General features: G+C 66.6%; 20 protein-coding genes and 1 pseudogene. 12 read left to right on the top strand and 9 right to left on the bottom strand.

From position 1 onward, the window contains the following. The first annotated feature begins 294 nt into the window (after positions 1 to 294). Entirely contained in the window at positions 295 to 1,602 is a 1,308-nt protein-coding gene (locus ACCQ12_RS11590; protein ID WP_372381760.1) for an MFS transporter, read from the top strand. 72 nt (positions 1,603 to 1,674) lie between these two features. Here ACCQ12_RS11590 and ACCQ12_RS11585 read toward each other — a convergent pair whose 3' ends face one another. From ACCQ12_RS11585 to ACCQ12_RS11570, 4 genes are all read right to left on the bottom strand, one after another. Then, entirely contained in the window at positions 1,675 to 2,136 is a 462-nt protein-coding gene (locus ACCQ12_RS11585) for a bacteriohemerythrin (RefSeq protein WP_104579590.1), read from the bottom strand. A gap of 128 nt (positions 2,137 to 2,264) precedes the next feature. Further along, the gene (locus ACCQ12_RS11580; RefSeq protein WP_039407869.1) at positions 2,265 to 3,563 is read right to left on the bottom strand and encodes a diguanylate cyclase; all 1,299 of its coding nucleotides are present in this window, start codon (positions 3,561 to 3,563) and stop codon (positions 2,265 to 2,267) included. Positions 3,564 to 3,663: 100 nt separating this feature from the next. Next, complete coding sequence (locus ACCQ12_RS11575) at positions 3,664 to 4,980, bottom strand: NAD(P)/FAD-dependent oxidoreductase (RefSeq protein WP_372381759.1); 1,317 nt, start codon at positions 4,978 to 4,980, stop codon at positions 3,664 to 3,666. After that, on the bottom strand, positions 4,977 to 6,356 hold the full coding sequence (locus ACCQ12_RS11570; RefSeq protein ID WP_372381758.1) for a glutamine synthetase family protein: 1,380 nt from the start codon (positions 6,354 to 6,356) through the stop codon (positions 4,977 to 4,979). The genes ACCQ12_RS11575 and ACCQ12_RS11570 overlap by 4 nt, the downstream gene beginning before the upstream one ends. Before the next feature lie 147 nt (positions 6,357 to 6,503). Between ACCQ12_RS11570 and ACCQ12_RS11565 the strand changes: the two genes are divergently transcribed. From ACCQ12_RS11565 to ACCQ12_RS11515, 11 genes and pseudogenes are all read left to right on the top strand, one after another. Beyond that, positions 6,504 to 7,259 (top strand): gamma-glutamyl-gamma-aminobutyrate hydrolase family protein, encoded by a 756-nt coding sequence (locus tag ACCQ12_RS11565; protein WP_372381757.1) that lies wholly within the window; start codon positions 6,504 to 6,506, stop codon positions 7,257 to 7,259. A gap of 6 nt (positions 7,260 to 7,265) precedes the next feature. After that, the gene (locus ACCQ12_RS11560; RefSeq protein ID WP_047693463.1) at positions 7,266 to 8,651 is read left to right on the top strand and encodes a glutamine synthetase family protein; all 1,386 of its coding nucleotides are present in this window, start codon (positions 7,266 to 7,268) and stop codon (positions 8,649 to 8,651) included. 240 nt (positions 8,652 to 8,891) lie between these two features. Further along, complete coding sequence (locus ACCQ12_RS11555) at positions 8,892 to 10,256, top strand: aspartate aminotransferase family protein (RefSeq protein ID WP_372381756.1); 1,365 nt, start codon at positions 8,892 to 8,894, stop codon at positions 10,254 to 10,256. A 256-nt stretch (positions 10,257 to 10,512) separates the two neighbouring features. Next, positions 10,513 to 11,628: a polyamine ABC transporter substrate-binding protein gene (locus ACCQ12_RS11550; RefSeq protein WP_039407856.1), complete on the top strand. Its 1,116-nt coding sequence runs from the start codon at positions 10,513 to 10,515 to the stop codon at positions 11,626 to 11,628. Positions 11,629 to 11,946: 318 nt separating this feature from the next. Further along, a complete protein-coding gene (locus ACCQ12_RS11545; protein WP_372381755.1) occupies positions 11,947 to 13,149 on the top strand; it encodes an HlyD family secretion protein in 1,203 nt (400 codons plus the stop codon). After that, positions 13,146 to 14,732, top strand: a complete 1,587-nt coding sequence (locus tag ACCQ12_RS11540; protein ID WP_039407852.1) for an MDR family MFS transporter — start codon at positions 13,146 to 13,148, stop codon at positions 14,730 to 14,732. Before ACCQ12_RS11545 ends, ACCQ12_RS11540 begins: the two co-directional genes overlap by 4 nt. Positions 14,733 to 14,736: 4 nt before the next feature. Next, on the top strand, positions 14,737 to 16,224 hold the full coding sequence (locus ACCQ12_RS11535) for an efflux transporter outer membrane subunit (RefSeq protein WP_372383604.1): 1,488 nt from the start codon (positions 14,737 to 14,739) through the stop codon (positions 16,222 to 16,224). A 334-nt stretch (positions 16,225 to 16,558) separates the two neighbouring features. Continuing rightward, positions 16,559 to 17,688: pseudogene (locus ACCQ12_RS11530) on the top strand (ABC transporter ATP-binding protein). Next, positions 17,685 to 18,599 (top strand): ABC transporter permease subunit, encoded by a 915-nt coding sequence (locus ACCQ12_RS11525; RefSeq protein WP_372381754.1) that lies wholly within the window; start codon positions 17,685 to 17,687, stop codon positions 18,597 to 18,599. Before ACCQ12_RS11530 ends, ACCQ12_RS11525 begins: the two are co-directional and overlap by 4 nt. Then, positions 18,596 to 19,444 (top strand): ABC transporter permease subunit, encoded by an 849-nt coding sequence (locus tag ACCQ12_RS11520; RefSeq protein WP_166751142.1) that lies wholly within the window; start codon positions 18,596 to 18,598, stop codon positions 19,442 to 19,444. The genes ACCQ12_RS11525 and ACCQ12_RS11520 overlap by 4 nt, the downstream gene beginning before the upstream one ends. 145 nt (positions 19,445 to 19,589) lie before the next feature. Then, a complete protein-coding gene (locus tag ACCQ12_RS11515) occupies positions 19,590 to 20,954 on the top strand; it encodes an NAD-dependent succinate-semialdehyde dehydrogenase (protein WP_372381753.1) in 1,365 nt (454 codons plus the stop codon). Positions 20,955 to 21,189: 235 nt separating this feature from the next. Here the strand turns inward: ACCQ12_RS11515 and ACCQ12_RS11510 are convergent, their stop codons facing one another. From ACCQ12_RS11510 to ybeY, 5 genes are all read right to left on the bottom strand, one after another. Beyond that, the gene (locus ACCQ12_RS11510; RefSeq protein WP_039407843.1) at positions 21,190 to 22,191 is read right to left on the bottom strand and encodes a magnesium and cobalt transport protein CorA; all 1,002 of its coding nucleotides are present in this window, start codon (positions 22,189 to 22,191) and stop codon (positions 21,190 to 21,192) included. Positions 22,192 to 22,205: 14 nt separating this feature from the next. Further along, the gene (locus ACCQ12_RS11505; protein ID WP_179453897.1) at positions 22,206 to 23,456 is read right to left on the bottom strand and encodes a lipoprotein N-acyltransferase Lnb domain-containing protein; all 1,251 of its coding nucleotides are present in this window, start codon (positions 23,454 to 23,456) and stop codon (positions 22,206 to 22,208) included. After that, on the bottom strand, positions 23,453 to 24,331 hold the full coding sequence (locus ACCQ12_RS11500; protein ID WP_005989773.1) for a CorC family transporter: 879 nt from the start codon (positions 24,329 to 24,331) through the stop codon (positions 23,453 to 23,455). The genes ACCQ12_RS11505 and ACCQ12_RS11500 overlap by 4 nt, the downstream gene beginning before the upstream one ends. A gap of 95 nt (positions 24,332 to 24,426) precedes the next feature. Continuing rightward, positions 24,427 to 24,945 (bottom strand): hypothetical protein, encoded by a 519-nt coding sequence (locus tag ACCQ12_RS11495; RefSeq protein WP_179453895.1) that lies wholly within the window; start codon positions 24,943 to 24,945, stop codon positions 24,427 to 24,429. Continuing rightward, complete coding sequence (ybeY, locus tag ACCQ12_RS11490; RefSeq protein WP_047697745.1) at positions 24,945 to 25,430, bottom strand: rRNA maturation RNase YbeY; 486 nt, start codon at positions 25,428 to 25,430, stop codon at positions 24,945 to 24,947. The genes ACCQ12_RS11495 and ybeY overlap by 1 nt, the downstream gene beginning before the upstream one ends. Positions 25,431 to 25,449: the final 19 nt, after the last annotated feature.

Genomic DNA, 25,449 nt, shown 5'->3' with positions numbered 1-25,449 from the left:
CATGGATGCCGCTACGGAGCCTAAAAGAACGTACTTGCGGCGTGTCCTGCGATGGTGGGCGGGCAAGGGCCCTGCAGCAGACGCGAAGACCTCACACCGTGCAGGTCAAGCAGTTGACGGTCCGGTGACGCGTTGCCGGACACCTGGTCGAACACATCTGATTCAAGACGAGCAGGACGCGATCCACAGCCCCGTCGGTCACGCCTGTAACTTTTTACCGACCGGTTTGCCTGCGCAAAGCGTTGCCCCGATCTGCCAGAATCGGCCGTCTCGTTCCATGGATGCCGACCCACGATGACTGCCGCCGCGCCGCTCGCCACGCCCACCAATTCGCCCGCGCGCGTGCTGTTTGCCAGCCTGATCGGCACCACCATCGAGTTCTTCGATTTCTACATCTACGCCACCGCTGCGGTGCTGGTGTTCCCGACGTTGTTCTTTCCGGCCGGCGATGGCAGTGCGGCGATGCTGCAGTCGTTGGCGACCTTTGCGGTGGCCTTCATCGCGCGGCCGGTGGGCTCGGCGGTGTTCGGTCACTTCGGCGATCGGGTCGGGCGCAAGGCCACCCTGGTGGCGGCCTTGCTGACGATGGGCCTGTCCACGGTGGTGATCGGGCTGCTGCCCGGCTACGCGCAGATCGGCGTGCTCGCGCCTGCGCTGCTGGCGGTATGTCGCTTCGGTCAGGGCCTGGGCCTGGGCGGCGAGTGGGGCGGGGCGGTGCTGCTGGCCACCGAAAACGCGCCACCGGGCAAGCGCGTGTGGTACGGCATGTTTCCGCAGCTGGGTGCGCCGCTGGGGTTCTTGTTGTCCACCGGTACCTTTCTGGGCATGGGCGCGGTGCTGGACGATGCCGCCTTCATGGCATGGGGCTGGCGCGTCCCGTTCCTGGCCAGCGCGTTGTTGGTGCTGACCGGCTTGTGGGTGCGCCTGAGCATTACCGAAACCCCTGACTTCCAGCAGGCGCTGGATCGCAAGACGCGCGTGCGCCTGCCGCTGGGTGCGGTGCTCTCGCGGCACTGGCCGGCGTTGATCATCGGCACGCTGGGTGCGTTTGCCACCTTCGTGCTGTTCTATCTGATGACCGTGTTCGCGCTGGGCTACGGCACCAAGACGCTGGGCTACGACAAGGAACAGTTCCTGTTGCTGCAGATGGCCGGCATCGTGTTCTTTGCCGCCGGCATTCCAGTGTCGGCCAGGTTCGGCGACCGCCATGGCGCGCCGCTAGCGATGATGCTGGCCAGCGTCGCCATCATCGCCTTCGGCCTGGCGTTCGCGCCGTTGTTTCAGGCCGGTCACCCGTTGCAGGTGCTGGCCTTTCTTGCGCTGGGCTTCTTCTTCATGGGCTTGACCTACGGCCCATGCGGCACCTTGCTGGCGGAGTTGTACCCCACCGAGGTGCGCTACACCGGCGCATCGTTGTCGTTCAATCTGGCCAGCATCCTGGGCGCGGCGCCGGCACCGTATGTCGCCACGCAGCTGGCCGCACGCTACGGCGTGCAGGCGGTAGGTCATTATCTGGGCGCTGCCGCGGTGCTGAGCCTGCTGGCGTTGATGGTCGCGCGGCGATCGCGTCGCCGCACGATGCAGCGCACGCCGTTCGCATAGGCGTGGTGGCGCGCGCTGGCCTTCAGCGAGACCGTCTTGTCGCGCGCGGACGCGTTTCCGACGGAAGGATCGCTAGCGGAAGATCCGCTTCAGGGTGCGTCCCAGCCAGCTGCCGTGCTGATGGGTGCGCGCGAACTGGTTCAGATGGGCGATGACCTGCGGCGCGTACGCCTGGTCGTCGCCGCGGATGTGGTTGAACAACCAGCGCGAGAGCATGTTGCGGAGGTCTTCGCTGACGTCCTCGCCTGCCTGAAAGCGCAGCCGATAGTCGCCAACGCGCTTGCCGAAGACCTGGTGCACGCGCGCGTGCGCCAGGCTGAAGGGGTAGCCGGCTTCCTGCATCAATTCTTCTTCGAACGCGAAATGCGACAGGGTGTAGTCGATCAGCTCGTCGATGACCTCGGCCACGGCCAGGCGCTGCAGGCTGGTGTGCGCCACATGCAACTGATTGATCATGTCCACGATGCGCCGGTGTTGGTGATCGATGACCTCGATCCCGGTGTTGAGGTCGTCCTGCCAGACCAGCAGTGCCATCGAAGTACCTTGCCCAATGCGATGGGCACAGGCTAGGCCGCACGCGCTGACAGCGCGTTGATCTGGATCAAGGCGCTGGTGAAGCGCGTCATCTGCAGGCGCCGCTCGGGCCTGCGGTCAAGGCGGGATCAGCTCGCCAGGCGCACCTGGTTGCGGCCGCCGGCCTTGGCCAGATACAGATGCTTGTCGGCTTCGTTCAACAGGTGATGCAGTGACTGCTCGCCTTCGGTCGCAATGCACACGCCGATGCTCACCGTCATGCTCAGGGTGTCCTCGCCGATCCGCACGCGCAGCGCGCTGATGCGTTCGCGCAGGGTTTCGAAGTAGCTGGTGGCATTGGCTGCATCCAGCCCCGGCACCAGCAGGCAGAATTCTTCGCCGCCGAAGCGCGCCACCAGGTCCTGCGGGCGCGCATGCCCGGATACCGAGGCCGCCACCGCACGCAGCGCCTGGTCACCGGCTTCGTGGCCCCAGGTGTCGTTGATGTGCTTGAAGTGATCGATGTCGAGCATCGCCGCGGTCACCGACTGGTCCTGCGACAGCAGCTTGGGAATCACCCGCTGGCTCTGTTCCAGGAAGTAGCGCCGGTTCGGCAGGCCGGTGAGGAAGTCGCGCGTGGCCAGATCCTGCAGCGTGCCGATCAGTTCCAGCTGGTCCACGTTCTGCGAGACGCGGCAGAAGAATTCCTCGCGCGAAAAGGGCTTGCGCAAGAAGTCGTTGGCGCCGTTCTTCAAAAAGCGCGGAATCAGCGACGAGTCGCTGTTGCCGGAGATGCCGATCACCGCCACCTTGTCGCGCGAGCGGATCGCACGCAGCCGGCGGGTGAATTCCACGCCTTCCATGCCCGGCATTTCCTGGTCGACGATGGTCAGGCGGATGCCGGGATCGCGTTCGATCGCTTCCAGCCCGGCCGCACCGTCGGCCGCCAGCACCACCCGATAGCCGTACATCGACAGCAGCGCGGCGGCGTAGGTGCGTGCGGACAACGAATCGTCCACCACCAACGCACCGATGCGGCGATTGCGCTCCAGGCGCTGCACCAGCCAGGCCAGGTATTCGATGCTGCCGGGCGCGTTCTTGAGCACGTAATCGATGATCTGCTGCTGCAGCACGCGCTGGCGCAAATCTTCGTCGTAGACGCCGCTGACCACCACGGTCGGCAGGTTGCGCGAGAGAAAGAATTCCACGACCTTGTCGCGGTCGCCGTCGACCAGCACCAGGCCGGTCAGGACCAGAAACCAGCCATCCTCTTCGTCGAGCACGCGTGCGGCTTCGGCCAGGGTCGAAACGACCGTGACCGGCAGTTCCACGCGTTGCTCGATGGCTTCGCGCAGCATGCTGGTGAACGTGCGCGAGTTCTCCACCAGCAACACGCGCTGCGGCAGGACTGCACTTTCACTGTTGCGATGGAGGGTACCTGGGGACATCGGCTGGCCGTATGGATCGAACCGTCAGATCAGCTAACGGCTCTGCTCGCCAAAACTTGAGCACTGTGTCGCTGCCCGTGCGGCGGCGTTGCAGGCGCGCTCACCACAGCGCGTCGCGCAGCCGGTACCAGCTCATCGCCGCGACCAGCAGCGGTGTGCGCAGCCGCTGCCCGCCGGGGAAGCGGCGGTGCGGGATGCGCGCAAAGACATCCAGCCGCTGGCTGTGGCCGGCGATCGCCTCGGCGATGACCTGGCCGGCCAGGCCGGTGGCGGCCACCCCGTGGCCGGAGAAGCCTTGCGCGAAGTACAGATTGGGCGCGAGCCGGCCCCAGTGCGGCGCCCGGTTCCGTGAGATGTCCACATAGCCGCCCCATACCGTCTCCAGCGGCACGTCGCGCAGCTGCGGGAACACGGTGTGCATGCGCTGGGTCATCAGGCGCTGCAGGCCGCGCGGCGGGCGCGCGGAGTAGCTGGCGCGCCCACCGAACAGCAGGCGGTGGTCGGCACTGAGCCGGTAGTAGTCCAGCGCCCAATTGGTGTCGGCCACCGCCATGTCGTTGGCGATCAGGCTGCGCGCGCGTGCCTGGCCCAACGGCGGTGTGGCCCCGACGTAGGTACCCACCGGCATGATGCGCTGCTCCAGGGCCGGCGCCAGGCCCTGCAGCAGGGCATTGCCGGCAATCACGCCGAATGCGGCGCTCACGCTGCCTTCGGCGCTGTGCAGGGTGACCCGGGCGCCCTGATCCAGGTGGGTCACCGCCGAGTCCTCGTAGATCCGCACCCCGGCGGCGAGCGCTGCACGCGCCAGCCCGAACGCATAGGCCAGCGGGTGCAGGTGGCCGCTGGCGGGGTCGAACATCGCACCCAGGTACAGCGGGCTGTCCAGTACCGCGCGCGTGCGTGCGCGGTCCCACCACTGCAGCGAGTAGTCGTAGCGCTCGGCCATGCGCACGATGCCGTGCTGCAACGCGCGCGCCTGACGCGGCTTGAGCGGGACGTGGGCATGGCCGTCACGCCAGTCGCAGGCGATGGCGTGGCGCTCAATGCGCTGGCGCAACAGGCGCATGCCATCGCGTGAGAAATCGAACAGCAGGCGTGCATCGGCGTCGCCGACCAGCGCTTCCAGGGTTTCCTGCTCGCAGCCGTAGCCGACGATGGCCTGGCCGCCGTTACGCCCTGAGGCGCCCCAGCCGATGCGCCGGGCTTCCAGCACGCTTACCTGGTAACCGGCCTCGGCCAGCGCCAGCGCCGCGGTCAGGCCGGTATAGCCTGCGCCCAGGATGCACACGTCCGCGCGTTGGGCGCCGTGCAGGCGCGGTTGCGCGGGCAGCGCCGGCGCACTGCGCGCGTACCAGCTGTCCGGATACCCGTCCGGCGTCCTGGTCTGCGGCACGGCGGCGTCCGGCCTGGTCATCACACGACGCGCAGGTACCGGGCGTAATCGATGTCCGGCACCAGCGCCTGATAGTCGAGCAGCTCACGTTGCTTCTGCTGGCCGTACACGTGCCGGAACTGGCTGCCCAACTGCGCCTGGATGAACTCGCTGGCCAGGAACGCATCGACCGCGCCCTGCCAGGTGCGCGGCTGGAACACGCCCTGCGCATAAGCGTTGCCGATGACCGGCGGGGTAGGTTCGGCCGGGCGCTGCACGCCGTCCAGGATGCCGGCCAGCACCGCGGCTGCGGCCAGATACGGGTTGGCATCGGCGCCGGCGATGCGATGTTCGATGCGGGTGTTGCGCGCGTCGCTGTGCGGGATGCGCAGCGCCACGGTGCGGTTGTTGAAGCCCCAGCTGGCATCCAGCGGCACGAACGCATTGCTGACGAAGCGCCGGTAACTGTTGGCATGCGGGGCGAACAGCAGCAACGACGCCTGCGCATGCCGTTGCAACCCGGCGATGGCGTGGCGCAGCGGCCCGGCAGGCATGTCGGCGGGGCTGGCGAGCAGGTTGTTGCCGTCCGCATCGAGCAGGCTCACATGCAGGTGCAGGCCGCTGCCGGCCTGGCCGGGGAAGGGCTTGGCCATGAAGCTGGCGAGCTTGCCCTGCTGCTGCGCGATGGCCTTGATGGTGCGCTTGAGCAACACGGCCTCGTCGCAGGCCGCCACCGCATCGGCGCGGTGCTGCAGGTTGATCTCGAACTGGCCCGGCGCATATTCGGCCACCGCGGTGTCGGCCGGGATGCCTTGCTGCCGGCAGGCGGCGGTCACCGCATCGGTGAAGCCACGCTGCTCGTCCAGATCCTGCAGCGAATACACCTGGGTGCTGTCGCTGCGCGCGCCGGTGACCGGGTCGCGCGGGGTCTGCGGACGCCCCTGGGCATCGGGCACCGCATCGAACAGATAGAACTCCAGCTCCACCGCCACCACCGGCGTGAGGCCACGTGCGGCAAAGCCGGCCAGTACACGCTGCAGCACCGCGCGCGGAGCCACCTCGAACAGGCCGCCATCGGGGGTATGCATGGCCAGCAGCAATTGCGCCATCGGCTGCGGCGCCCAGGGCACCGGACGCAGCGAGCCGGCAATCGGCCGGCAGATGCGGTCCGCGTCGCCGATCGCGTAGCCAAGCCCGGTCTCCTCCACGGTGTTGCCGGTGATGTCGGTGGCGATCAGCGACATCGGCAGGCACACGCCATCGCGATAGACCTTGCCCAGTGCATCGGCGGTGACCCGCTTGCCACGCAGCACGCCGTTGGTGTCGGGCAACAACAGGTCCACCGAGGTACAGCCGGGGATGCGCGCCAGGGTGGCGGCGTCGGCAGCGGGCAGGGACGCGACGGAGTTCTCGGAAGCCATGGGCACTACCTGCGAGGTCGCCGACCAGCCTAGCAAAGCAGGCGTGAGCGGTCGCCGGCCGGCGAAGCAGCGGCCCTGGCAATGGCGGCGGTGGCGCGGTAAGTTCGGGCGCATCTGCCGTTCAACACACCGCATCGGGATGTCTGCATGGCTGTCGTTCCCCTGGTCGGGTTGCCGACCGATCGCGTCCTGCACGGGCCGCATCCGTTTCTGGCCGCAGGCGAAAAATACATCCGCGCCGTGGTGGATGCGGCCGGTGCCATGCCGGTGTTGCTGCCCAGCCTGCAGCCGAGCCTGGACGCCAGCGCCTGGCTGGACCGGCTGGATGGCCTGCTGCTCACCGGGGCGGTCAGCAACGTCGAGCCGCATCACTACAGCGATGAGGCGAGCTGGGAGGGCAATCCGCACGATCCGGCGCGCGATGCCACCAGCCTGGCGCTGATTCCGCAGGCGCTGGCACGCGGCCTGCCGCTGCTGGCGATCTGCCGCGGCCTGCAGGAAGTCAACGTCGCACTCGGCGGGCGCCTGCATCAACGCGTGCATGCCGTGCCCGGGCTGACCGATCACCGTGAAGACCGCAGCGCCGCACTGGAGGCGCAATACGGCCCGGCCCATCCGGTGCAGTTGCAGCCGGGCGGCTGGCTGGCCGGCATGCATTCCGGGTCGGAGGTGCTGGTCAATTCGCTGCATGGGCAGGGCATTGCCACGCTCGCCGACGGACTGGTGGTGGAAGCGACCGCGCCGGATGGCCTGGTCGAAGCCTTTCGCGGTGCCGGGCCGGGGTTCCTGCTGGCCGTGCAGTGGCACCCGGAATGGCGTGTCACACAGCATCCGTTCTACCGTGCCATCTTTCAGGCCTTCGGCGAGGCCTGTCGCCGTTACGCCGCTCAACGCGGTCAGTGAGGTCGCATGTCCATCCGCACCCGTTCGCGCACCGCCACGCCCAAGCAGCCGGAGAGCGCGCTGCGGCGCTGGCTCAAGGAACGTCACATCACCGAGGTGGAATGCCTGGTGCCGGACATCACCGGCAATGCGCGCGGCAAGATCATTCCCGCCGACAAGTTCTCGCACGACTACGGCACGCGGCTGCCGGAGGGGATCTTCGCCACCACCGTCACCGGCGATTTTCCGGAGGATTACTACGCGCTGACCTCGCCGTCGGATTCGGACATGCACCTGCGCCCGGATGCCTCCACCGTGCGCATGGTGCCGTGGGCCGCCGACCCCACCGCGCAGGTGATCCACGATTGCTACACCAAGGACGGGCAGCCGCACGAACTGGCCCCGCGCAACGTGCTGCGCCGCGTGCTCGATGCCTATGCGCAGCGCAAGCTGCAACCGGTGGTGGCGCCGGAGCTGGAATTCTTCCTGGTGCAGAAGAACACCGACCCGGACTTCCCGCTGCTGCCGCCGGCCGGGCGCTCCGGCCGCCCGGAAACCGCGCGGCAGTCGTATTCGATCGACGCGGTCAACGAGTTCGACCCGATCCTGGACCTGATGTACGACTACTGCGATGCGATGGAGCTGGACGTAGACACCCTGATCCACGAGTCCGGGGCTGCGCAGCTGGAAGTCAATTTCACCCATGCCGATGCCCTGTCGCGCGCCGATCAGGTGTTCCTGTTCAAGCGCACCATGCGCGAAGCGGCGCTGCGGCATGGCGTGTATGCGACGTTCCTGGCCAAGCCCATGGAGACCGAGCCGGGCAGTGCGATGCATATCCACCAGAGCCTGCTGCACGCCGGCACCGGCAAGAACGTGTTCAGCGGCAAGCGCGAGGGCGGCTTCAGCGACACCTTTGCGCATTATCTGGGCGGCTTGCAGAAATACATCCCGATGGCGATGGGGCTGCTGGCGCCCAACGTCAATTCGTACCGTCGGCTGATGTTCGGCGAGGTGTCGCCGAGCAATGTGCTGTGGGGCTTCGACAACCGCACCTGCGGGCTGCGGGTGCCGATCGATGCACCGCAGAACATGCGGGTGGAAAGCCGCTTCGCCGGTTCCGATGCCAACCCGTATCTGGCGATGGCCGCGACCCTGGCCTGCGGGTTGTTGGGGATTGCCGAGCAGCTCGAACCGACCGCGCCGATCAGCAGCAACGGCAAGGAGCAGGGCTACGATCTGCCGCGCTCGCTGGGTGAGGCGCTGGATGAGCTGGAAGGCTGCGATGCGTTGCAGGAGATATTGGGGCGACGCTTCGTGCGCGCCTATATCTCGGTGAAGCGCAAGGAATACGAAACGTTCTTTCGGGTGATCAGCTCGTGGGAGCGAGAGTTCCTGTTGTTGAATGTGTGAGGCGCTTCGCCTGCGCTGTTCCCTTCTCCCGCCGGGACATTGTGCCCCTTTAGGGGGGAGAAGGTGCCCGAAGGGCGGATGAGGGTACGGCGTATGACGATGCCTGACGCCTCGCGCGTTGGACATTGCGCACCGCCCCGTCCGCGTGTTTCCGCACCCGGTTCGGCGCGTGCAACCGAAAGCACCTTTGTGCCCGGCCGATCGGCCATAGACTGCATGGACCCCGCAGCCGGAGTGGCCATGGATCCGCAAGCACTGAAGACCTTGCAACAGCTCGATGCCGCCCATCATCTGCATCCGTTCAACGACAACGCGGCATTGGCGCAAAAGGGCACGCGCATCCTGACGCGCGGTGAGGGCGTGTATGTCTGGGATGCCGACGGCAACAAGTTGCTGGATGCATTCGGCGGGTTGTGGTGCGTCAATGTCGGCTATGGACGCAAGGAGCTGGCGCAGGCGGCGGCACGGCAGATGGAGCAGCTGGCGTACTACAACAGCTTCTTTCAGTGCACGACCGAACCCACCATCCAGCTGGCGGCCAAGCTGGCGGAGCTGGCACCGGGCGATCTGAATCATGCGTTCTTCGCCAACTCCGGGTCGGAGGCCAACGACACCATCCTGCGCCTGGTCCGGCATTTCTGGGCGGTGCAGGGGCAGCCGCAAAAACGCATCTTCATCGGTCGCCATGATGGCTATCATGGCACCACCATGGCCGGGGCCAGCCTGGGCGGCATGCAGGGCATGCACAAGCAGGGCGGCTTGCCGATTCCTGATATCCACCACATTACGCCGCCGTATCACTTCGGCGATGGCGGGGAGATGGACCCGGAAGACTACGGGTTAGTCGCTGCGCGTCGTCTGGAAGGCACGATCCTGCAGCTCGGGCCGGATAACGTCGCCGCCTTTATCGGCGAGCCGATCATGGGCGCGATTGGCGTGTATATCCCGCCGCGCAGTTACTGGCCGGACATCGAGCGGATCTGTCGGCGCTACGACGTGCTGCTGGTGGCCGATGAAGTGATCTGCGGGTTTGGGCGCACCGGCGCCTGGTTCGGTGCGGACTACTTCGGTTTTCAGCCCGATGTGATGACGCTGGCCAAAGGCATTACCTCCGGCTACATCCCGCTGGCGGCGGCGATGTTCAACGATCGCGTGGCCGGCGTGCTCAAGGCACAAGGCGGCGAGCTGGCGCACGGTGGCACGTATGCCGGGCATCCGGTGTGCGCGGCCGTGGCGCTGGAGAACCTGCGCCTGCTGCAGGGCGACGGCATCGTGGACACCGCGCGCACGCAGATTGCGCCGTATCTTGCGCAGCGTTGGGCCGAGCTCGGCGAGCACCGTCTGGTGGGCGAGGCGCGCATCGCCGGGTTGATCGGGGCGCTGGAGCTGGTGCCGGACAAGCGGCAGCGTGGGGTGTATTTCGAAGAGCGTGGGCGCGTCGGCGCGCTCTGCCGTGACTTTGCATTGCGCCGCGGCCTGATCCTGCGTGCCACCTACGACATGCTGCTGTCACCGCCGCTGATCATCACCTGCGAGCAGGTGGACGAGCTGTTCGACAAGGCCTGGGCGGCGCTGGATGACACCGCGCATGCGTTGGGCAGGTAAGCGATGGCGACCTGCCGCCAACGCATCGGTGCGCCCTGACGCGCGTTGCCACGGCAATGTGGAGACCGGTATGTCGATCCGCCGTATGGCATCGCCGGCGTAGGGCTCGCCTGCGGACGGCGAGCATGATTCCCGCTGCGCGGTGTCTGCCCGGCACGAATGCCTGCCGCAGCCGCTGTGCAAACTCGGGCACGGTGGGTAGTCTGGCGCCAGACCGGCCCCGCGCCGGACCGCCCCACCGTGCCGGAGACCTCCCATGACGCTGCGACTGCTCGCCCTGACGCTGTCCCTCACCCTGCTGTCCGGCTGCGGCGGCGATGGCGCCGCGGGCAAGGCCGAGGCGCAGGCCAAGGTGCTCAACGTCTACAACTACTCCGACTACATCGCCGAAGACACCATTCCCGCGTTCGAAAAGAGCACCGGCATCAAGGTCACCTACGACGTGTTCGACAGCGACGAGATGGTGGAAACCAAGTTGCTCGCCGGCGGCAGCGATTACGACGTGGTGGTGCCCACGCTCAATTTCTTTGGCCGGCAGATCCAGGCGGGTGTGTTCCTGCCGCTGGACAAAAGCAAGATCCCCAACCTGGCCAATCTCGACCCGGACATCATGCGCCGCATCGCCGCGCAGGATCCGGGCAATGCCTATGGCGTGCCGTACATGATCGGCACCACCGGCATCGGCTACAACGTCGACAAGCTCAAGGCGATCTTCGGCAGCACCGATGTCGCCAACAGCTGGGATCTGGTGTTCAAGCCGGAGAATCTGTCCAGGCTCAAGGACTGCGGGGTGACCATCCTGGACACGCCCTCGGACATGATTCCGATTGCGCTCAATTACCTCGGGCTCGATCCGCACAGCACGGTGCCGGCCGAGATCGAGAAGGCCGCCGCGCTGATCAAGACCATCCGCCCGTACGTGCAGAACTTCCACTCCAGCCAGTACGTCACCTCGCTGGCCAACGGCAATACCTGCCTGGCGGTGGGCTGGTCGGGCGACATCATCCAGGCGCGCGATCGCGCCAGGGAAGCGGGCAACAACGTCAACGTGGCCTACGCCATTCCGAAGGAAGGCGCGCCGCAGTGGTTCGACATGCTGGCCATCCCCAAGGACGCCAAGCATCCTGAAAATGCGTACGCCTTCATCAATTACCTGCTCACGCCCGAGGTGGCCGCGGCCAACAGCAACTTCATCCACTACGCCAACCCGGTGCGCAGCGCCACGCCGCTGGTGGATGCGGCGATCCGCAACGACCCCACCATCTATCCGCCGCCGGAGGTGACCGCCAGGATGTTCACCTACGCGATCAACCCGCCGGAGGTGGACCGCCTGTACACACGGCTGTGGACCGAGATCAAGACCGGCCGGTGAGGCCGGCGCGCAGGCGCTGACGCGGCGTACGCCGCCGCGCCTCATGAAGGTCCAATGGTTGCCTGCAACACTGCAGACCTGGTCGCGGGCACGCACCTCCGCCGCAGGCCGGCATGCCTGGCCGCTGCAACCGGGTGGCCCATGCACTCGGTGGGCTCATTGCCGCGCAGGCGGTCCAGACCAAGCGCAGGCTGACTAGGCTCGTCACGCAATCTGTACCGGCGGGTTCAAATAATTGTATGGTTTCGCCGCTTTCGCCGGCGCCGCTGCCGCGGCATGCCGTCGCGCGCCTCGCCCACGACACACAGGACGCCTCCTTTGAGCAACCAAGACCACCAGCCCACTGACGGCCGCGCCCAGGCGGGCGATGCGCAAGGCGCCGAGACGCACCAGGACCAGGAGCCGGCCAAGCCGTCGCCGCTGAAGAACCCCAAGGTCAAGTGGACGCTGATCCTGGTGGGCGTGCTGGTGCTGGTCCTGCTGGTGGTGTGGCTGGCCTACTACCTGATCAAGGGCCGCTACATGCAGGACACCAACAACGCCTACCTGCAGGCCGATTCGGTGGCCGTTGCGCCGCGTGTCAGCGGCTATGTGACCAAGGTGCTGGTGGGCGACAACCAGATCGTGGACGCCGGCCAGCCGTTGCTGCAGATCGACGACCGCACCTACCAGGCCACCCTGCAGCAGGCCGAAGCGGCGATCGCCGCACGCCAGGCCGACATCGTGGCCGCCACCGCCAATGTCGCCGGCCAGGAAGCGGCGCTGCTGCAGGCGCGGACCCAGGTGACCTCGGCCGCGGCCAGTCTCAAGTTCGCCCAGGCCGAGGTGAAGCGCTTTGCACCGCTGGCCGCCTCCGGCGCCGATACCCATGAGCACCAGGAAAGCCTGCAGCACGAACTGGCGCGCGCACGCGCCCAGTACGATGCGGCCCAGGCGCAGGCTACCGGTGCGCAGAGCCAGATCCAGGCCAGCCGCGCGCAGCTGGAGCAGGCCCAGGCCGGCTTGAAGCAGGCGACCGCGGATGCCGACCAGGCACGCGTTGCCGTGGAAGACACCCGCCTGACCAGCCGCATCCATGGCCGCGTCGGCGACAAGACCGTGCAGGAGGGCCAGTTCCTGGCCGCCGGTACCCGCACCATGACCATCGTGCCGCAGGAATCGCTGTACCTGGTCGCCAACTTCAAGGAAACCCAGGTCGGCCTGATGCGCCCGGGTCAGCCGGCCGAGATCGAGGTCGATGCCCTGTCCGGGGTGAAGCTGCACGGCAAGGTCGAAAGCCTGTCCCCGGGCACCGGCTCGCAGTTCGCCTTGCTGCCGCCCGAAAACGCCACCGGCAACTTCACCAAGGTAGTGCAGCGCGTGCCGGTGCGCATCCGCGTGCTGGCCGGCGAGGAGGCACGCAAGGTGCTGGTGCCGGGCATGTCGGTGGAGGTCACCGTCGATACGCGCTCGGCCAAGGACGCCAAGGAACGCGCTGAAGAAGAATCCGACCGCGTGCAGGAGCAGGAGCGCGCGCAGTGAGTACAGCGGCCGCCACCGGCCAGGGTGCCGGCGGCGGTGCCAGCCGCGAGAAGGCCGAGCCCGGCGCCTGGTTGGCGGTGCTGGCCGGCACCATCGGCTCGTTCATGGCCACGCTGGACATCTCCATCGTCAATGCCGCGCTGCCCACCATCCAGGGCGAGGTCGGCGCCAGCGGCACCGAGGGCACCTGGATCTCCACCGCGTATCTGGTCGCCGAGATCATCATGATCCCGCTGACCGGCTGGTTCGTGCGCACGCTGGGCCTGCGCAATTTCCTGCTGATCTGCGCGTTGATGTTCACGGCGTTCTCGGTGGTCTGCGGGTTGTCGACCTCGTTGACGATGATGATCATCGGCCGCGTGGGGCAGGGGCTGGCCGGCGGCGCGTTGATTCCCACCGCGCTGACCATCGTTGCCACCCGCCTGCCGCCCAGCCAGCAGACCATGGGCACCGCCCTGTTCGGCATGACCGTGATCATGGGCCCGGTGATCGGCCCGCTGCTGGGAGGCTGGCTCACCGAAAACGTCAGCTGGCACTACGCGTTCTTCATCAACGTGCCGATCTGCGCGGGCCTGGTGGCGCTATTGCTGCTTGGCCTGAAGCACGAAAAGGCCGACTGGGCGGGCCTGCTCAACGCCGATTGGCTGGGCATTTACGGGCTGACTGCCGGGCTGGGCGGGCTCACCGTGGTGCTGGAAGAAGGCCAGCGCGAGCGCTGGTTCGAATCCAGCGAGATCAACATGCTGAGCCTGATCTCGTTGAGCGGGTTCATCGCGCTGGTGATCGGCCAGTTCCGCAGGCGCGCGCCGGTGATCCGGCTGTCGCTGCTGCTGCATCGCAGTTTCGGTGCGGTGTTCATCATGATCATGGCAGTGGGCATGATCCTGTTCGGCGTGATGTACATGATTCCGCAGTTTCTGGCGGTGATCTCCGGCTACAACACCGAGCAGGCCGGCTACGTGCTGCTGCTGTCCGGCCTGCCCACCGTGCTGCTGATGCCGATGATGCCCAAGCTGCTGGAGGTGGTGGACGTGCGCATCCTGGTGATCGCCGGGCTGATCTGTTTTGCCGCCGCCTGCTTCGTCAATCTGGGGCTGACTGCCGACACGGTGGGCATGCATTTCGTGGCCGGACAGTTGCTGCAGGGCTGCGGACTGGCGCTGGCGATGATGTCGCTCAACCAGGCGGCCATCTCCTCGGTGCCGCCGGAGCTGGCCGGCGATGCGTCTGGCCTGTTCAATGCCGGCCGCAACCTGGGCGGCTCGGTCGGCCTGGCGCTGATCTCCACCTTCCAGGAGCGCCGCATGACCTTCCATACCGAAACCATCGGCAGCGCGATCACCGCCAACGCGCCGCGTGCGCAGGAATTTCTGGCCGGCGTGACTGCGCAGATGCAGGGCAGCGCCGGTGGCGAAGCGGCGATTCGCTCCATCGCCCAATTCGCACGCGTGGTGCAACAGCAGGCGTTGGTGATGACCTACAGCGATCTGTTCTGGATCTTCGGCGTGATCGTGGTCTGCACGATTCCGCTGGCCTTTTTGCTCAAGCCGTTACCCAAGGGGACGCACCTTGCAATGCACTGATTCCCTGCGCGCGATGCGCCTCCCACTGGCTGCGGCGCTGAGTGCCGTGCTGCTCGGCGGCTGCATGCTCGGCCCCAACTACACCAAGGCACCGGTCGTGGCCGATGCGGCCATGCAGGCGCCCGCGCTGCATCGCGCCAGTGGCGCGCAGGTGGTTGCCGCCGCGCCGCTGAACCACTGGTGGGAGCAATTGAACGACCCGCAGCTGACCCGGTTGGTGACCCAGGCGCTGGCCGACAGCCCCAACCTGCGCGCGGCGCAGGCCAGGTTGCGCGCCAACCGCGCGCTGGCGCGCCAGCGCCGCGCCGAGCGTCTGCCCAAGCTCAACGCCAGCGCCGTGTATGCGTATGCCGAGCCGCCGCAGACCATCGTCGATACGCTGGGCGGGCTGCAGCAAGGCCAGCCCGGGCAGCCGGGACAGGGCGATCAGGCGCTGGATCTGGAAAAGACCCAGATCTACAGCGCCGGTTTCGATGCCAGCTGGGAGCTGGATCTCTTCGGCCGCCGCCGCCGCGCCGCCGAAGGCGCACTGGCCCAGGCGCAGGCCTCCGAAGCCGAGCTGGCCGATGCGCAGGTGCAGCTGGCTGCCGAAGTGGGGCAGGTCTATCTCAACTACCGCGGCTTGCAGGCGCGGCTGGCCATTGCCGATGCCAATCTGGACAAGATCCGGCAGTCGCTGCAACTGGTGCAGCAGCGCCGTGACCAGGGTGCCGCCTCCGACCTGCAGGTCGAGCAGATCGCCACCCAGGTGCAGCAACAGCAGGCGCAGCGCCTGCCGCTGGAGATGCAATTGCAGGAGGCGCTGGACCAGCTGGCGCTGATGGTCGGGCGCGAATCCGGCGCACTGGATGCGCAGCTGCGCACGCCGCAGCCGCTGCCGATGCTGCCCAGCGAAGTGCGCGTGGACGATGCGGGGGCATTGATCCGCCGCCGCCCGGACGTACGCAAGGCCGAGCGCGAGCTGGCCGCGTCCAGTGCACAGATCGGCGAAGCCTTGAACGGCTACTTCCCGCAGGTGACCTTGCTGGGTGGCCTGAGCTGGGTGGCCGGCTCGCCGAGCGATTTCAATTCCGACGCGTTGACCACCCTGGCGGTGCCGATGCTGCGCTGGTCCATCTTCGATTTCGGCAAGACCCGCGCACAGGTGGAGCAGGCCCGCGCGGGCAATGCCGGGCGCGAGGCGGCGTATGAAGGTGCGGTGCTGGCTGCGTTGCAGGATGCAAATTCGGCATTGGCGCGCTTCGGCTCGGCACGCAAGCAGCTGGTGGTCGCGCGCCAGGCCGAGGCCTCGGCCACGCGCTCGGCCGGGCTGATGCAGCAACGTCGCGATGCCGGGGCCACCTCGTCGATCGATCTGCTGGACGTGCAGCGCCAGCAGCTGTCGGCGCAGGACGCCGCCGCGCAGGCGCAGGTGCAGTTGCTGGTCAACTACGTCGCGTTGCAGAAGAGCCTGGGCCTGGGCTGGAGCGAGGCACCGCCGGAAACGCGCTGACGGGCAGGGCGGTCGCCCCGCGGCCGCCGCAGCCAGGGCGGCATTGGCTGCCGCGGGCCGCAGCAGTGCCGGCATTGCCCCTGGCTACGCTCGTCCCAGGCGCGGCGGCGAATGCATGAGTCCGTGTCGGCCGCCTTCGTGGTTGTAGGCTGCAGGGTCGGCGGGCCGCGCAAACCACTGCGGTGCCGGCGTTACCGCAATCGCAATCCCGGCCCACTGCTGATGCTGCACGCCGCATCCCGGACCGCGCGCACGGCGGTGGACACATGCTTTTGCCATCATGGCGCGCAGGCTCCGCACTCGGCGCCTGCGCGTATCCCCAGCGAGAGGAACCATGTCACTGACCGAAGCCTTGCCGCCCATTACCAGCACCGCAGATGCCGGCTACCTGTCCATCAGCCAGGTCCGCAAGGAGTTCGATGGATTCGTGGCGGTGGACGATGTCAGCCTGCAGATCCGCAAGGGCGAAATCTTCGCGCTGCTGGGCGGGTCGGGCAGCGGCAAGTCCACCTTGCTGCGTTGCCTGGCCGGCTTCGAGCGGCCGACCAAGGGGTACATCACGCTCGATGGCCAGCCCATCGATGCGCTGCCACCGTACGAGCGGCCGATCAACATGATGTTCCAGTCGTATGCGTTGTTTCCGCACATGAGCGTGGAGCAGAACATCGCCTTCGGGCTGAAGCAGGAAGGGCTGTCGAAGGCGGCCATCGCCGCCCGCGTCGGCGAGATGCTGGAGCTGGTGCAACTGGGCGCGCTGGCCAGGCGCAAGCCGCATCAGCTCTCCGGTGGTCAGCAGCAGCGGGTGGCACTGGCACGCTCGCTGGCCAAACGGCCCAAGCTGCTATTGCTGGACGAACCGATGGGCGCGCTGGACAAAAAGCTGCGCTCGCAGATGCAGCTGGAACTGGTCAACATCATCGAAACCTCCGGCGTCACCTGCGTCATGGTGACCCACGACCAGGAGGAAGCGATGACCATGGCCACGCGCATTGCGCTGATGGACCAGGGCTGGATCCAGCAGGTCGGCACGCCCGATGAAATCTACGAACAACCAGCCAATCGCTTTGCCGCCGAGTTCATCGGTTCGGTCAATCTGCTCGACGCAGTCATCGTCGAAGACCAGCCGCAGTACGTCAGCTTGCGGACGCCCGCCTTCCCCGACTGCATCCGCATCGGCCACGGCATCACCGGCTTCGAAGGCCAAGCGGTGGCATTTGCGCTGCGCCCGGAAAAGCTGGCCATCGGCAAGGACGAGCCGGCGCAGGCCTGCAACAAGGCGCAGGGGTGATCGAGGACATCGCCTATTTCGGCAGCCATTCGGTCTACCACGTGCGCCTGCCCAGCGGGGTCAAGCTGATGGCCAACTTCGCCAATCGCCAGCGCTGGGCCAGCGAAGCATTGACCTGGGGCGATGCGGTGTGGGTGGGCTGGGGCGAGGACGACGGCGTGGTGCTCACCGCATGAGGTCGCGCCTGTTCCGTCGCGGCTTGCCAGGCGCGCGCTGGGGCGTGATTGCCGCGCCGTATCTGTGGCTGCTGGTGTTCTTCGCGATCCCGTTCCTGATCGTGCTGAAGATTTCCTTCGCCGAGCGTGCCACCGCCATGCCGCCGTATACGCCGCTGTTCGCCTACGCGGCCGATGGGGCGGTGAGCGTCAGGCTGCATCTGGGCAACTATCTTGCATTGGTGCGCGACAGCCAGTATGTGGCCGCGTACCTGAGCTCGATCAGGATTGCGGCCATTTCCACCGCGCTGGCGCTGTTGATCGGTTACCCGATGGCGTATGTCATCGCGCGCCTGCCGTTGGCTACGCGCAACGTGGCAATGATGCTGGTGGTGCTGCCGTCGTGGACCTCGTTCCTGATCCGCGTGTACGCCTGGATCGGCATCCTCGATGGCAACGGCCTGCTCAATCGGGCACTGCTGGCGCTGGGCGTGATCGAGCAGCCACTGCAACTGCTGTACACGCCGCTCGCCGCCTACATCGGCATCGTGTACTGCTATCTGCCGTTCATGGTGTTGCCGCTGTATGCCAACCTGGTCAAGCACGACAACCGCCTGCTGGAAGCGGCCTACGATCTTGGCGCGCGCCCGTGGCACGCGTTTGTGCGCATCACCTTGCCGCTCTCGCGCAACGGCATCGTGGCCGGTTGCATGCTGGTGATGATTCCAGCGGTGGGCGAGTTCGTGATCCCGGAAATGCTCGGCGGGCCGAACACCTTGATGATCGGCCGCGTGCTGTGGGGCGAGTTCTTCAACAACCGCGACTGGCCGGTGGCCGCCGCCGTGGCCACCGTCATGCTGGTGTTGCTGCTGGTGCCGATCGTGATCTTCCACCGCTACCAGCAGCGCGAGCTGGAAGGACGGCTGGCGTGATGCGCGCCTCCCGCAGCGGGCGCCTGCTCGGTGGCGCCGTCCTCGCGCTGGGGTTTGGCTTCTTGTATCTGCCGATCCTGTTGCTGATGGTGTACTCGTTCAACGCCTCGCGCCTTGCCACGGTGTGGGGCGGGTTCTCGACGCGGTGGTATGGCGAGTTGCTGCGCGACCGGCAGCTGCTGGAAGCGGCCTGGGTGAGCCTGGAGGTGGCGTTCTGGACCGCCGGTGCCGCCATGGTGCTTGGCACGATGGCGGCGATGGCGATGGTGCGCATGCGTCGCTTTCCCGGCAAGACCGTGTTCGGCGCACTGATCACTGCGCCACTGGTGATGCCCGAGGTGATCATCGGTTTGTCGATCCTGCTGCTGTTGGTCTCGATGGGCGGCGTGCTCGGCATCGCACCGCGTGGCGCAGTGGCCATCTGGGTGGCGCACGTCACCTTCACCGTCTCGTTCGTGACGGTGGTGATTTCGTCGCGCCTGCAGGAGCTGGATCGGTCACTGGAAGAAGCGGCGATGGATCTCGGAGCCACGCCGCTGAAGGTGTTCTTCCTGATCACCCTGCCGCTCATCGCCCCGGCCTTGGCATCGGGCTGGCTGCTGGCCTTTACGCTGTCGCTGGACGATGTGGTGATCGCCAGTTTTCTGGCCGGGCCCAGTTCCACCACGCTGCCGATCAAGGTGTTTGCGTCGGTGCGGTTGGGCATCAGCCCGAAGATCAACGCGCTGGCCACACTGATGGTGCTGGCGGTGTCGGTCGCCGCAGTGATCGGTTGGTGGCTGCTGGCACGCAGCGAAAAACGCCGCCTGCGCGATCAGCAATTGGCGTTGCAACACGAGAGCTGACGGCACCGTACACAGGTATGCGCCATCGCAGTGCGGCCCGTGGTCGCAGGCGGGCGAACACAGCGTTGCGCTATTTTCAGGCCGTTGTGACGCGGCCCGAACCCATCGGCCACTAGCATTGGACGTCTTGCTACTGGAGACCGTCATGTCCTACGACACCGTGAACCCGGCCACCGGCCAGGTCGAGCATACCCAGCAGACCCTGGATGCCGCCGGCATTGAAGCGCGTCTGGCCGCTTCCGCCAAGGCGTTTCCGGCGTGGGCCGCGTTGCCGCTGGCGGAGCGGGGTGCCTTGCTGCGCCGCGTCGGCGAAGAGCTGAGCAGGCGACGCGAGGACCTGCAACGCATCATGACCGCCGAAATGGGCAAGCTGCGCGTCGAGGCGCTGACCGAGATCGACAAGTGCGCGCAGGGCTGCGCCTATTACGCCGAACACGCAGCCGAGTATCTGGCACCGCGCAACATTCCTACCGAAGCGCAATCGAGCTATGTGCGCTACGAACCGTTGGGCTGCGTCTTTGCGGTGATGCCGTGGAATTTCCCGCTGTGGCAGGCGTTTCGGTTTCTGGCGCCGGGCCTGATGGCCGGCAACGTGGCACTGCTCAAGCACGCGAGCAATGTGCCGCGCTGCGCCGATGCCATGAAGGAGGTGCTGGACGCCGCGGGCATCCCGCCGGGCGTGTTCGATGTGCTGCATATCGACAACGACCAGGCCGCCGACGTGCTGCGCGACGACCGCATCGCCGCAGTGACGCTCACCGGTAGCGAACGCGCCGGGCGTTCCCTGGCCGCGAATGCGGGCGACCAGCTGAAGAAATGCGTGATGGAGCTGGGCGGCAGCGATGCCTTCGTGGTGCTGGAAGACGCCGAGTTGGAGCACACCGTGCAATCGGCAGTGCAGTCGCGCTTCGACAACAGCGGGCAGACCTGCATCGCCGCCAAGCGCTTCATCGTGGTGGACGCAATTGCCGATCGATTCATCGAGCGCTTCGTCGCTGCGGCGTCCAAGCGCGTGGTTGGCGACCCGCAACAGGAAAGCACCACATTGGCGCCGATGGCACGTGCCGATCTGCGCGACGAACTGCACAAGCAGGTGCAGGCCAGCGTCGCCAAGGGCGCCACCGTCTTGCTGGGCGGCGAACCGGTGTCCGGCTCGCATGCGGGCTACCCGGCAACCATCCTCGACAATGTCGCGCCCGGCATGCCCGCTTACGACGAAGAATTCTTCGGCCCGGTCGCGTCGATCATTCGCGTGGCCGACGAGGCAGAAGCGGTGCGCGTGGCCAACGACACCACCTTCGGGCTAGGCGGCAGTGTGTGGACGGCAGACGCCAAGCGCGGCGAACGCGTCGCCCAGCAGCTGCAGTGCGGCGCGGCATTCGTCAACTCGGTGGTCAAGAGCGACGTGCGCCTGCCGTTCGGCGGCATCAAGCGCTCAGGCTTCGGCCGCGAACTCGCCGATCACGGCATCCATGAGTTCATGAACATCAAGACGATTTATGTGGCTTGAAAGCCGGGATTGGTGATTCGGGATTCGAGATTCGCAAAGGCCAGGGTGCTTCCTTCTCCCGCTGGGAGAAGGTGCCCGAAGGGCGGATGAGGGGCACCGGTAGAGCTTGAGCAGTCTGGGTGAAACGATCAACGCAACAGCAATCGAAACACAACCATCGCTCAAGCTGGATCAGCAAGCAGCAAACCCGCTCTAGCGAATCCCCAATCCCGACTCCCCAAGCCGCTACGCGGCCCTAAAGCCACCGAGCGCGCTTGAACAGGCGATACAACACCAGGCACGAGGCGACCACGCCGCCCACCAGTAGCGGGTAGGCGTAGGGTTTGTCGAGCTCGGGCATGTGGGTGAAGTTCATGCCGTACCAGCTGGTGATCAGGGTGGGGGCGGCCAGCAGGGCAGCCCAGGCACCCAGGCGTTTGACGGTCTCGCCTTGCGCCAACGTCACCATCGACAGATTGACGCTCAGCGCGGTGCCCAGCATTTCGCGCAAGGTGTCGATGGCATCGTTGATGCGCACCGCATGATCGAGCACATCGCGTAGATAGATGCCGACCTCGTCGTGAATCAGCCCGCCGGGGTTGCGCTTGAGGTGCGAGAGCACATCCTGCAGCGGCGCCACCACCAGGCGCATCTTGTTGAGCTCGCGCTTGAGCTCATACAGGCGCACCACGGTTTCGCGCTTGTAGTTGTCGGCGAAGATGTCCTTTTCCAGGCCTTCCAGCGTGTCGCGGAACTCGTCCATGATCGGCAGGTAGTTGTCGACCACGAAATCCAGCACACCGTACAGGCAGAACGAAGCGCCCATGCGCAGCATTGCCGGTTCGCGTTCGACCCGGTGCCGCACCGGTGCATACGACAGCGACGCGCCGTGGCGCACCGTCAACAGAAAGCGCGCGCCCAGAAACGCATGCGTTTCGCCGTAACGGATGCGTTCGTTGACCAGCTGTGCGGTGTTGACCACCACGAACAACGAGTTGCCGTAGCTCTCCGCCTTGGGGCGCTGATGCGCCTTGAGCGCGTCCTCGATCGCCAGATCGTGCAGGCCGAACTCGTCCTGCAACTTGTGCAGCACCGATTCCTGCGGTTCGTACAGCCCGACCCACACACAGCCGTCGGGGCGCTGCAGCACATCGCTGATCTGCTCCAGGCTGATGTCGTGGCGTGTGCCGTCACCGTCGTAATAGGCACAGGTGATGACGCAGGACGGATTGTCTGGATGACGGCCGTGGGTGTTCATGGGCGCATCCTGGATCAGCGCGTGTGGACGGGCACATCACGCCGGCGCAGGGCGACCGCGAGCGCAGCATGGACGGGCAACAGCAGCATCACCCACTGCAGGTTGTCCTGGGCCTGGAAGGAGAGCCAGTGGATCACCAACGCCAGCAATGCGCCGGCGGCCACCAGCCATGCCAGCACGTTGAACCAGCGGCCCGGCCGATGGCCCAGCTGCAGCCGGATGCCGCCGAACCACAGCAACACGCACAGCGGATTGACCAGCAGCAGGTTGCGGTTGGCCCACGCGGACTGATGCGCGGTGAAGCCCCACAGATACACCAGCAGGCCGCCGCCGATGGCGCACAGCAACCAGAACGGCAGTGCCAGCCCGGCCAGCAGACGTTGCCGGCGGCGCAGCGCCAGCACGCCGGCGGCCACCAGCACGCCGGCCAGCAGCCACGGCCACCAGTGCCGCTGCTGTTCGGCAGGCTCGGGCGCCACGCGGTGCGGCAGCAGCACCTGGGTGGATTGCACCAGCGGCCGGCCGGCGCTGTTGTGCACCTGGGTCAGGCTGTCGGCCAGACGCATCGGCACGAACGCTTCTTCCCAACGCGACAGCGGACGATCGGCATATGGCCCAAGGCCGAGGTCGAAGCCCAGCCACATCCACGGCGCAGGGGAGGCCAGGCGTACCGCTTCGCTGCGGTAGGTATTGCCGCGCGAGCGGCCGGCCAGTTGCGACTTGAGCGTGCCGCCCATGGCACGATCCAGCGCATCGCGCACCATGGTGGCGCAATTGGCTTCGAAGTAATCGTAGTGATACCGCGCGTTTTCCGGCCGGCTGCGGACAGCCAGGCCATCGGCAAGCGCGCGTGCCTGCTCGGGCGGCAGATCCAGCCACTGGATGCTGACGCCACGGCCGACGCTGCGGTACTGCGACAGGTCTTCTTCCAGCGGCAGCGCCACCAGGTAGTACATCATTTCGCCACGCGCAAAGCGCGGTACGAAGTCCGGCTCGCTGGGGTCGAAGAAGCCGAAGTTGTAGGAGGTCGCCTGCTGGGTGAGCGGGTCCACCACCACGATGGCGTCATGCCCGAACCGTTCGAAGAACACTTCGCCGGGCTGCATGGTGACCACGCCCACCCGCGGCGCCGGTGGCTGTGCGTTCTGGGCGAAAGCAAATGGCGCTAGCAGCGACATCAACAGCAGCAGCGCGCAGGCAGCCAGCCATTGCCGGGCGCCACGGCGCGGCGGCGCAGTGGCGGTGCTGCAGGTGGTCGGGTTCAAGCGTCGTCCTGCGGGTCGGGCGGCAGGATGGTGACGTGGAAGGCATGCACGCGGCGCGCATCGGCCTTTGCCACGCGGAATGCGAAGCGTCCCAGCGTCAGTTCCTCGCCGGTTTCCGGCAGATGGCCGATCGCATCGGTGACCAGCCCGCCGACGGTATCGTATTCGTCGTCGGGGAACTCGGCGCCGAAGCGTTCGTTGAAGTCCTCGATCGGCGTCAACGCATCGACCACGTAGCGGCCATCGGCCTGGATCGCGATCAGCGAATTTTCTTCCTCGGCGTCGTCGTGCTCGTCGTCGATCTGGCCGACGATCTGCTCCAGCACGTCTTCGATGGTGACCAGGCCGGCAACGCCGCCGTACTCGTCCACCACGATCGCCATGTGGTTGCGCGAGAGGCGGAATTCCTTGAGCAGCACGTTGAGCTTCTTGGACTCGGGGATCAGCACCGCCGGGCGCAGCAGTTCGCGCACGTTGCCGGGCCCGTTGTCGGCAACCACGCCGCGCAGCAGGTCCTTGGCCAGCAGGATGCCGAGTACTTCGTCCTTGTTCTCGCCGTGCACCGGGAAGCGCGAATGGCCGGATTCGACCACCTGCTTCATCAGGTCGATGAAGCGCGCTTCCACCGGCAGCGAAACCATCTGCGAGCGCGAGATCATCACATCGCCCACGGTGAGCTCGGACACGGAGATCGCGCCTTCCATCATGCGCAAGGTGTCTGCGGCGATGAGACCGTCCTGCTCGGCGGTGCGCAGCAGCGCGACCAGTTCGTCGCGGGTGTGGGGCTCACCGGAGAAGGCCGCGCTCAGGCGTTCGAGCCAGCTGCGGCGTTTTTCGGAGGGTTCTGAGGTGTGGCTACTGTCGTCTTCGGACATCGTGACGGGGAAGGGCACCCGGCAAACCAGGCATTAGCGATCAGTCTAGCAGGAAGCCGCTAACACGCTGTGGATGCGCGGGCAGGGGCCAGGTCTCAGGGCAGGTCCAGGCTGTATCCGCAGCCGACCACGGTCTTGCCGGGGTGCGATTTGACGTTGGTCACGCTCAGCACCACCGATTCGATCATCGCCTCGCCGGTCTTGGGGTTGGTGGTGTCCTCGCTGACCAGCTCGCGGCCGTACATGACCTTCTCGGCGTTATCCACGCCCAGTTCCAGCTGCAGCTGCCTGGCCAGCGGGCGCGGATCGGGCAGGTCCAGGATCGCCATGATGCTGGCGCCGGAAAAGGCGATGTGGTTCGTGCTGTGGCCGAACACGCGGATCGGCGTGTTGAGGGTGTACTCGGTCATGAACAGGTTGGACTGATCCAGCGGCGTCCAGCCCAGCGCCACCGCCTTGAGCGGGTCGGCCAGCACCGGCGCCAGCGCGTTGAAATCGCCGATGCGCTGGCGGCACTCGATCAATGCCGGCAGGTCGGGACGCACCGGGGCGGCCTGCGCCCAGCCCGTCGCCGGACTCAGCAACAGCCCCGCGATGGCAATGGCCGCGCGCATCAACGCTCCCCCGCGTAGGGGTCGTCGATGCCTAGATCGGCAAGGATTTCGCGCTCCAGCTGTTCCATCGCATCGGCCTCCTTCTCGTCTTCGTGATCCCAGCCCAGCAGGTGCAGGGTGCCGTGCACGGTCAGGTGCGCATAGTGTGCAGCCAGCGACTTGCCCTGTTCGGCGGCCTCGCGCGCCACCACCGGCGCGCAGATCACCAGATCGCCCAACAGCGGCATCTTGATGCCCTTGGGCAGGCCCTCCGGCAGCTCGGCCGGAAAGCTCAATACATTGGTGGCGTAGTCCTTGCCGCGGTAGTGATGATTGAGCGAGCAGCCTTCCTTCTCGTCGACCACGCGCACCGCCAGATCGGCCTCGCGGATGCGGCCCTTCAGCGCGGCAGCCACCCACTTGCGAAAACTCACCGCCGAGGGCAGTCCGGCGCGTGGCAACGCATAACTGACGGCGACGTCGAGGCGGACGGGTCCACGGGTCATGGCGAGCGCTTCCTGGGCA

This window comes from Xanthomonas sp. NCPPB 1068, from assembly GCF_041479385.2.
In the GTDB taxonomy this organism is placed as follows: domain Bacteria; phylum Pseudomonadota; class Gammaproteobacteria; order Xanthomonadales; family Xanthomonadaceae; genus Xanthomonas; species Xanthomonas cannabis.
The sequence above is the reverse complement of the archived record's forward strand: the minus strand, read 5'-3'. Positions and strand labels throughout refer to the sequence as shown.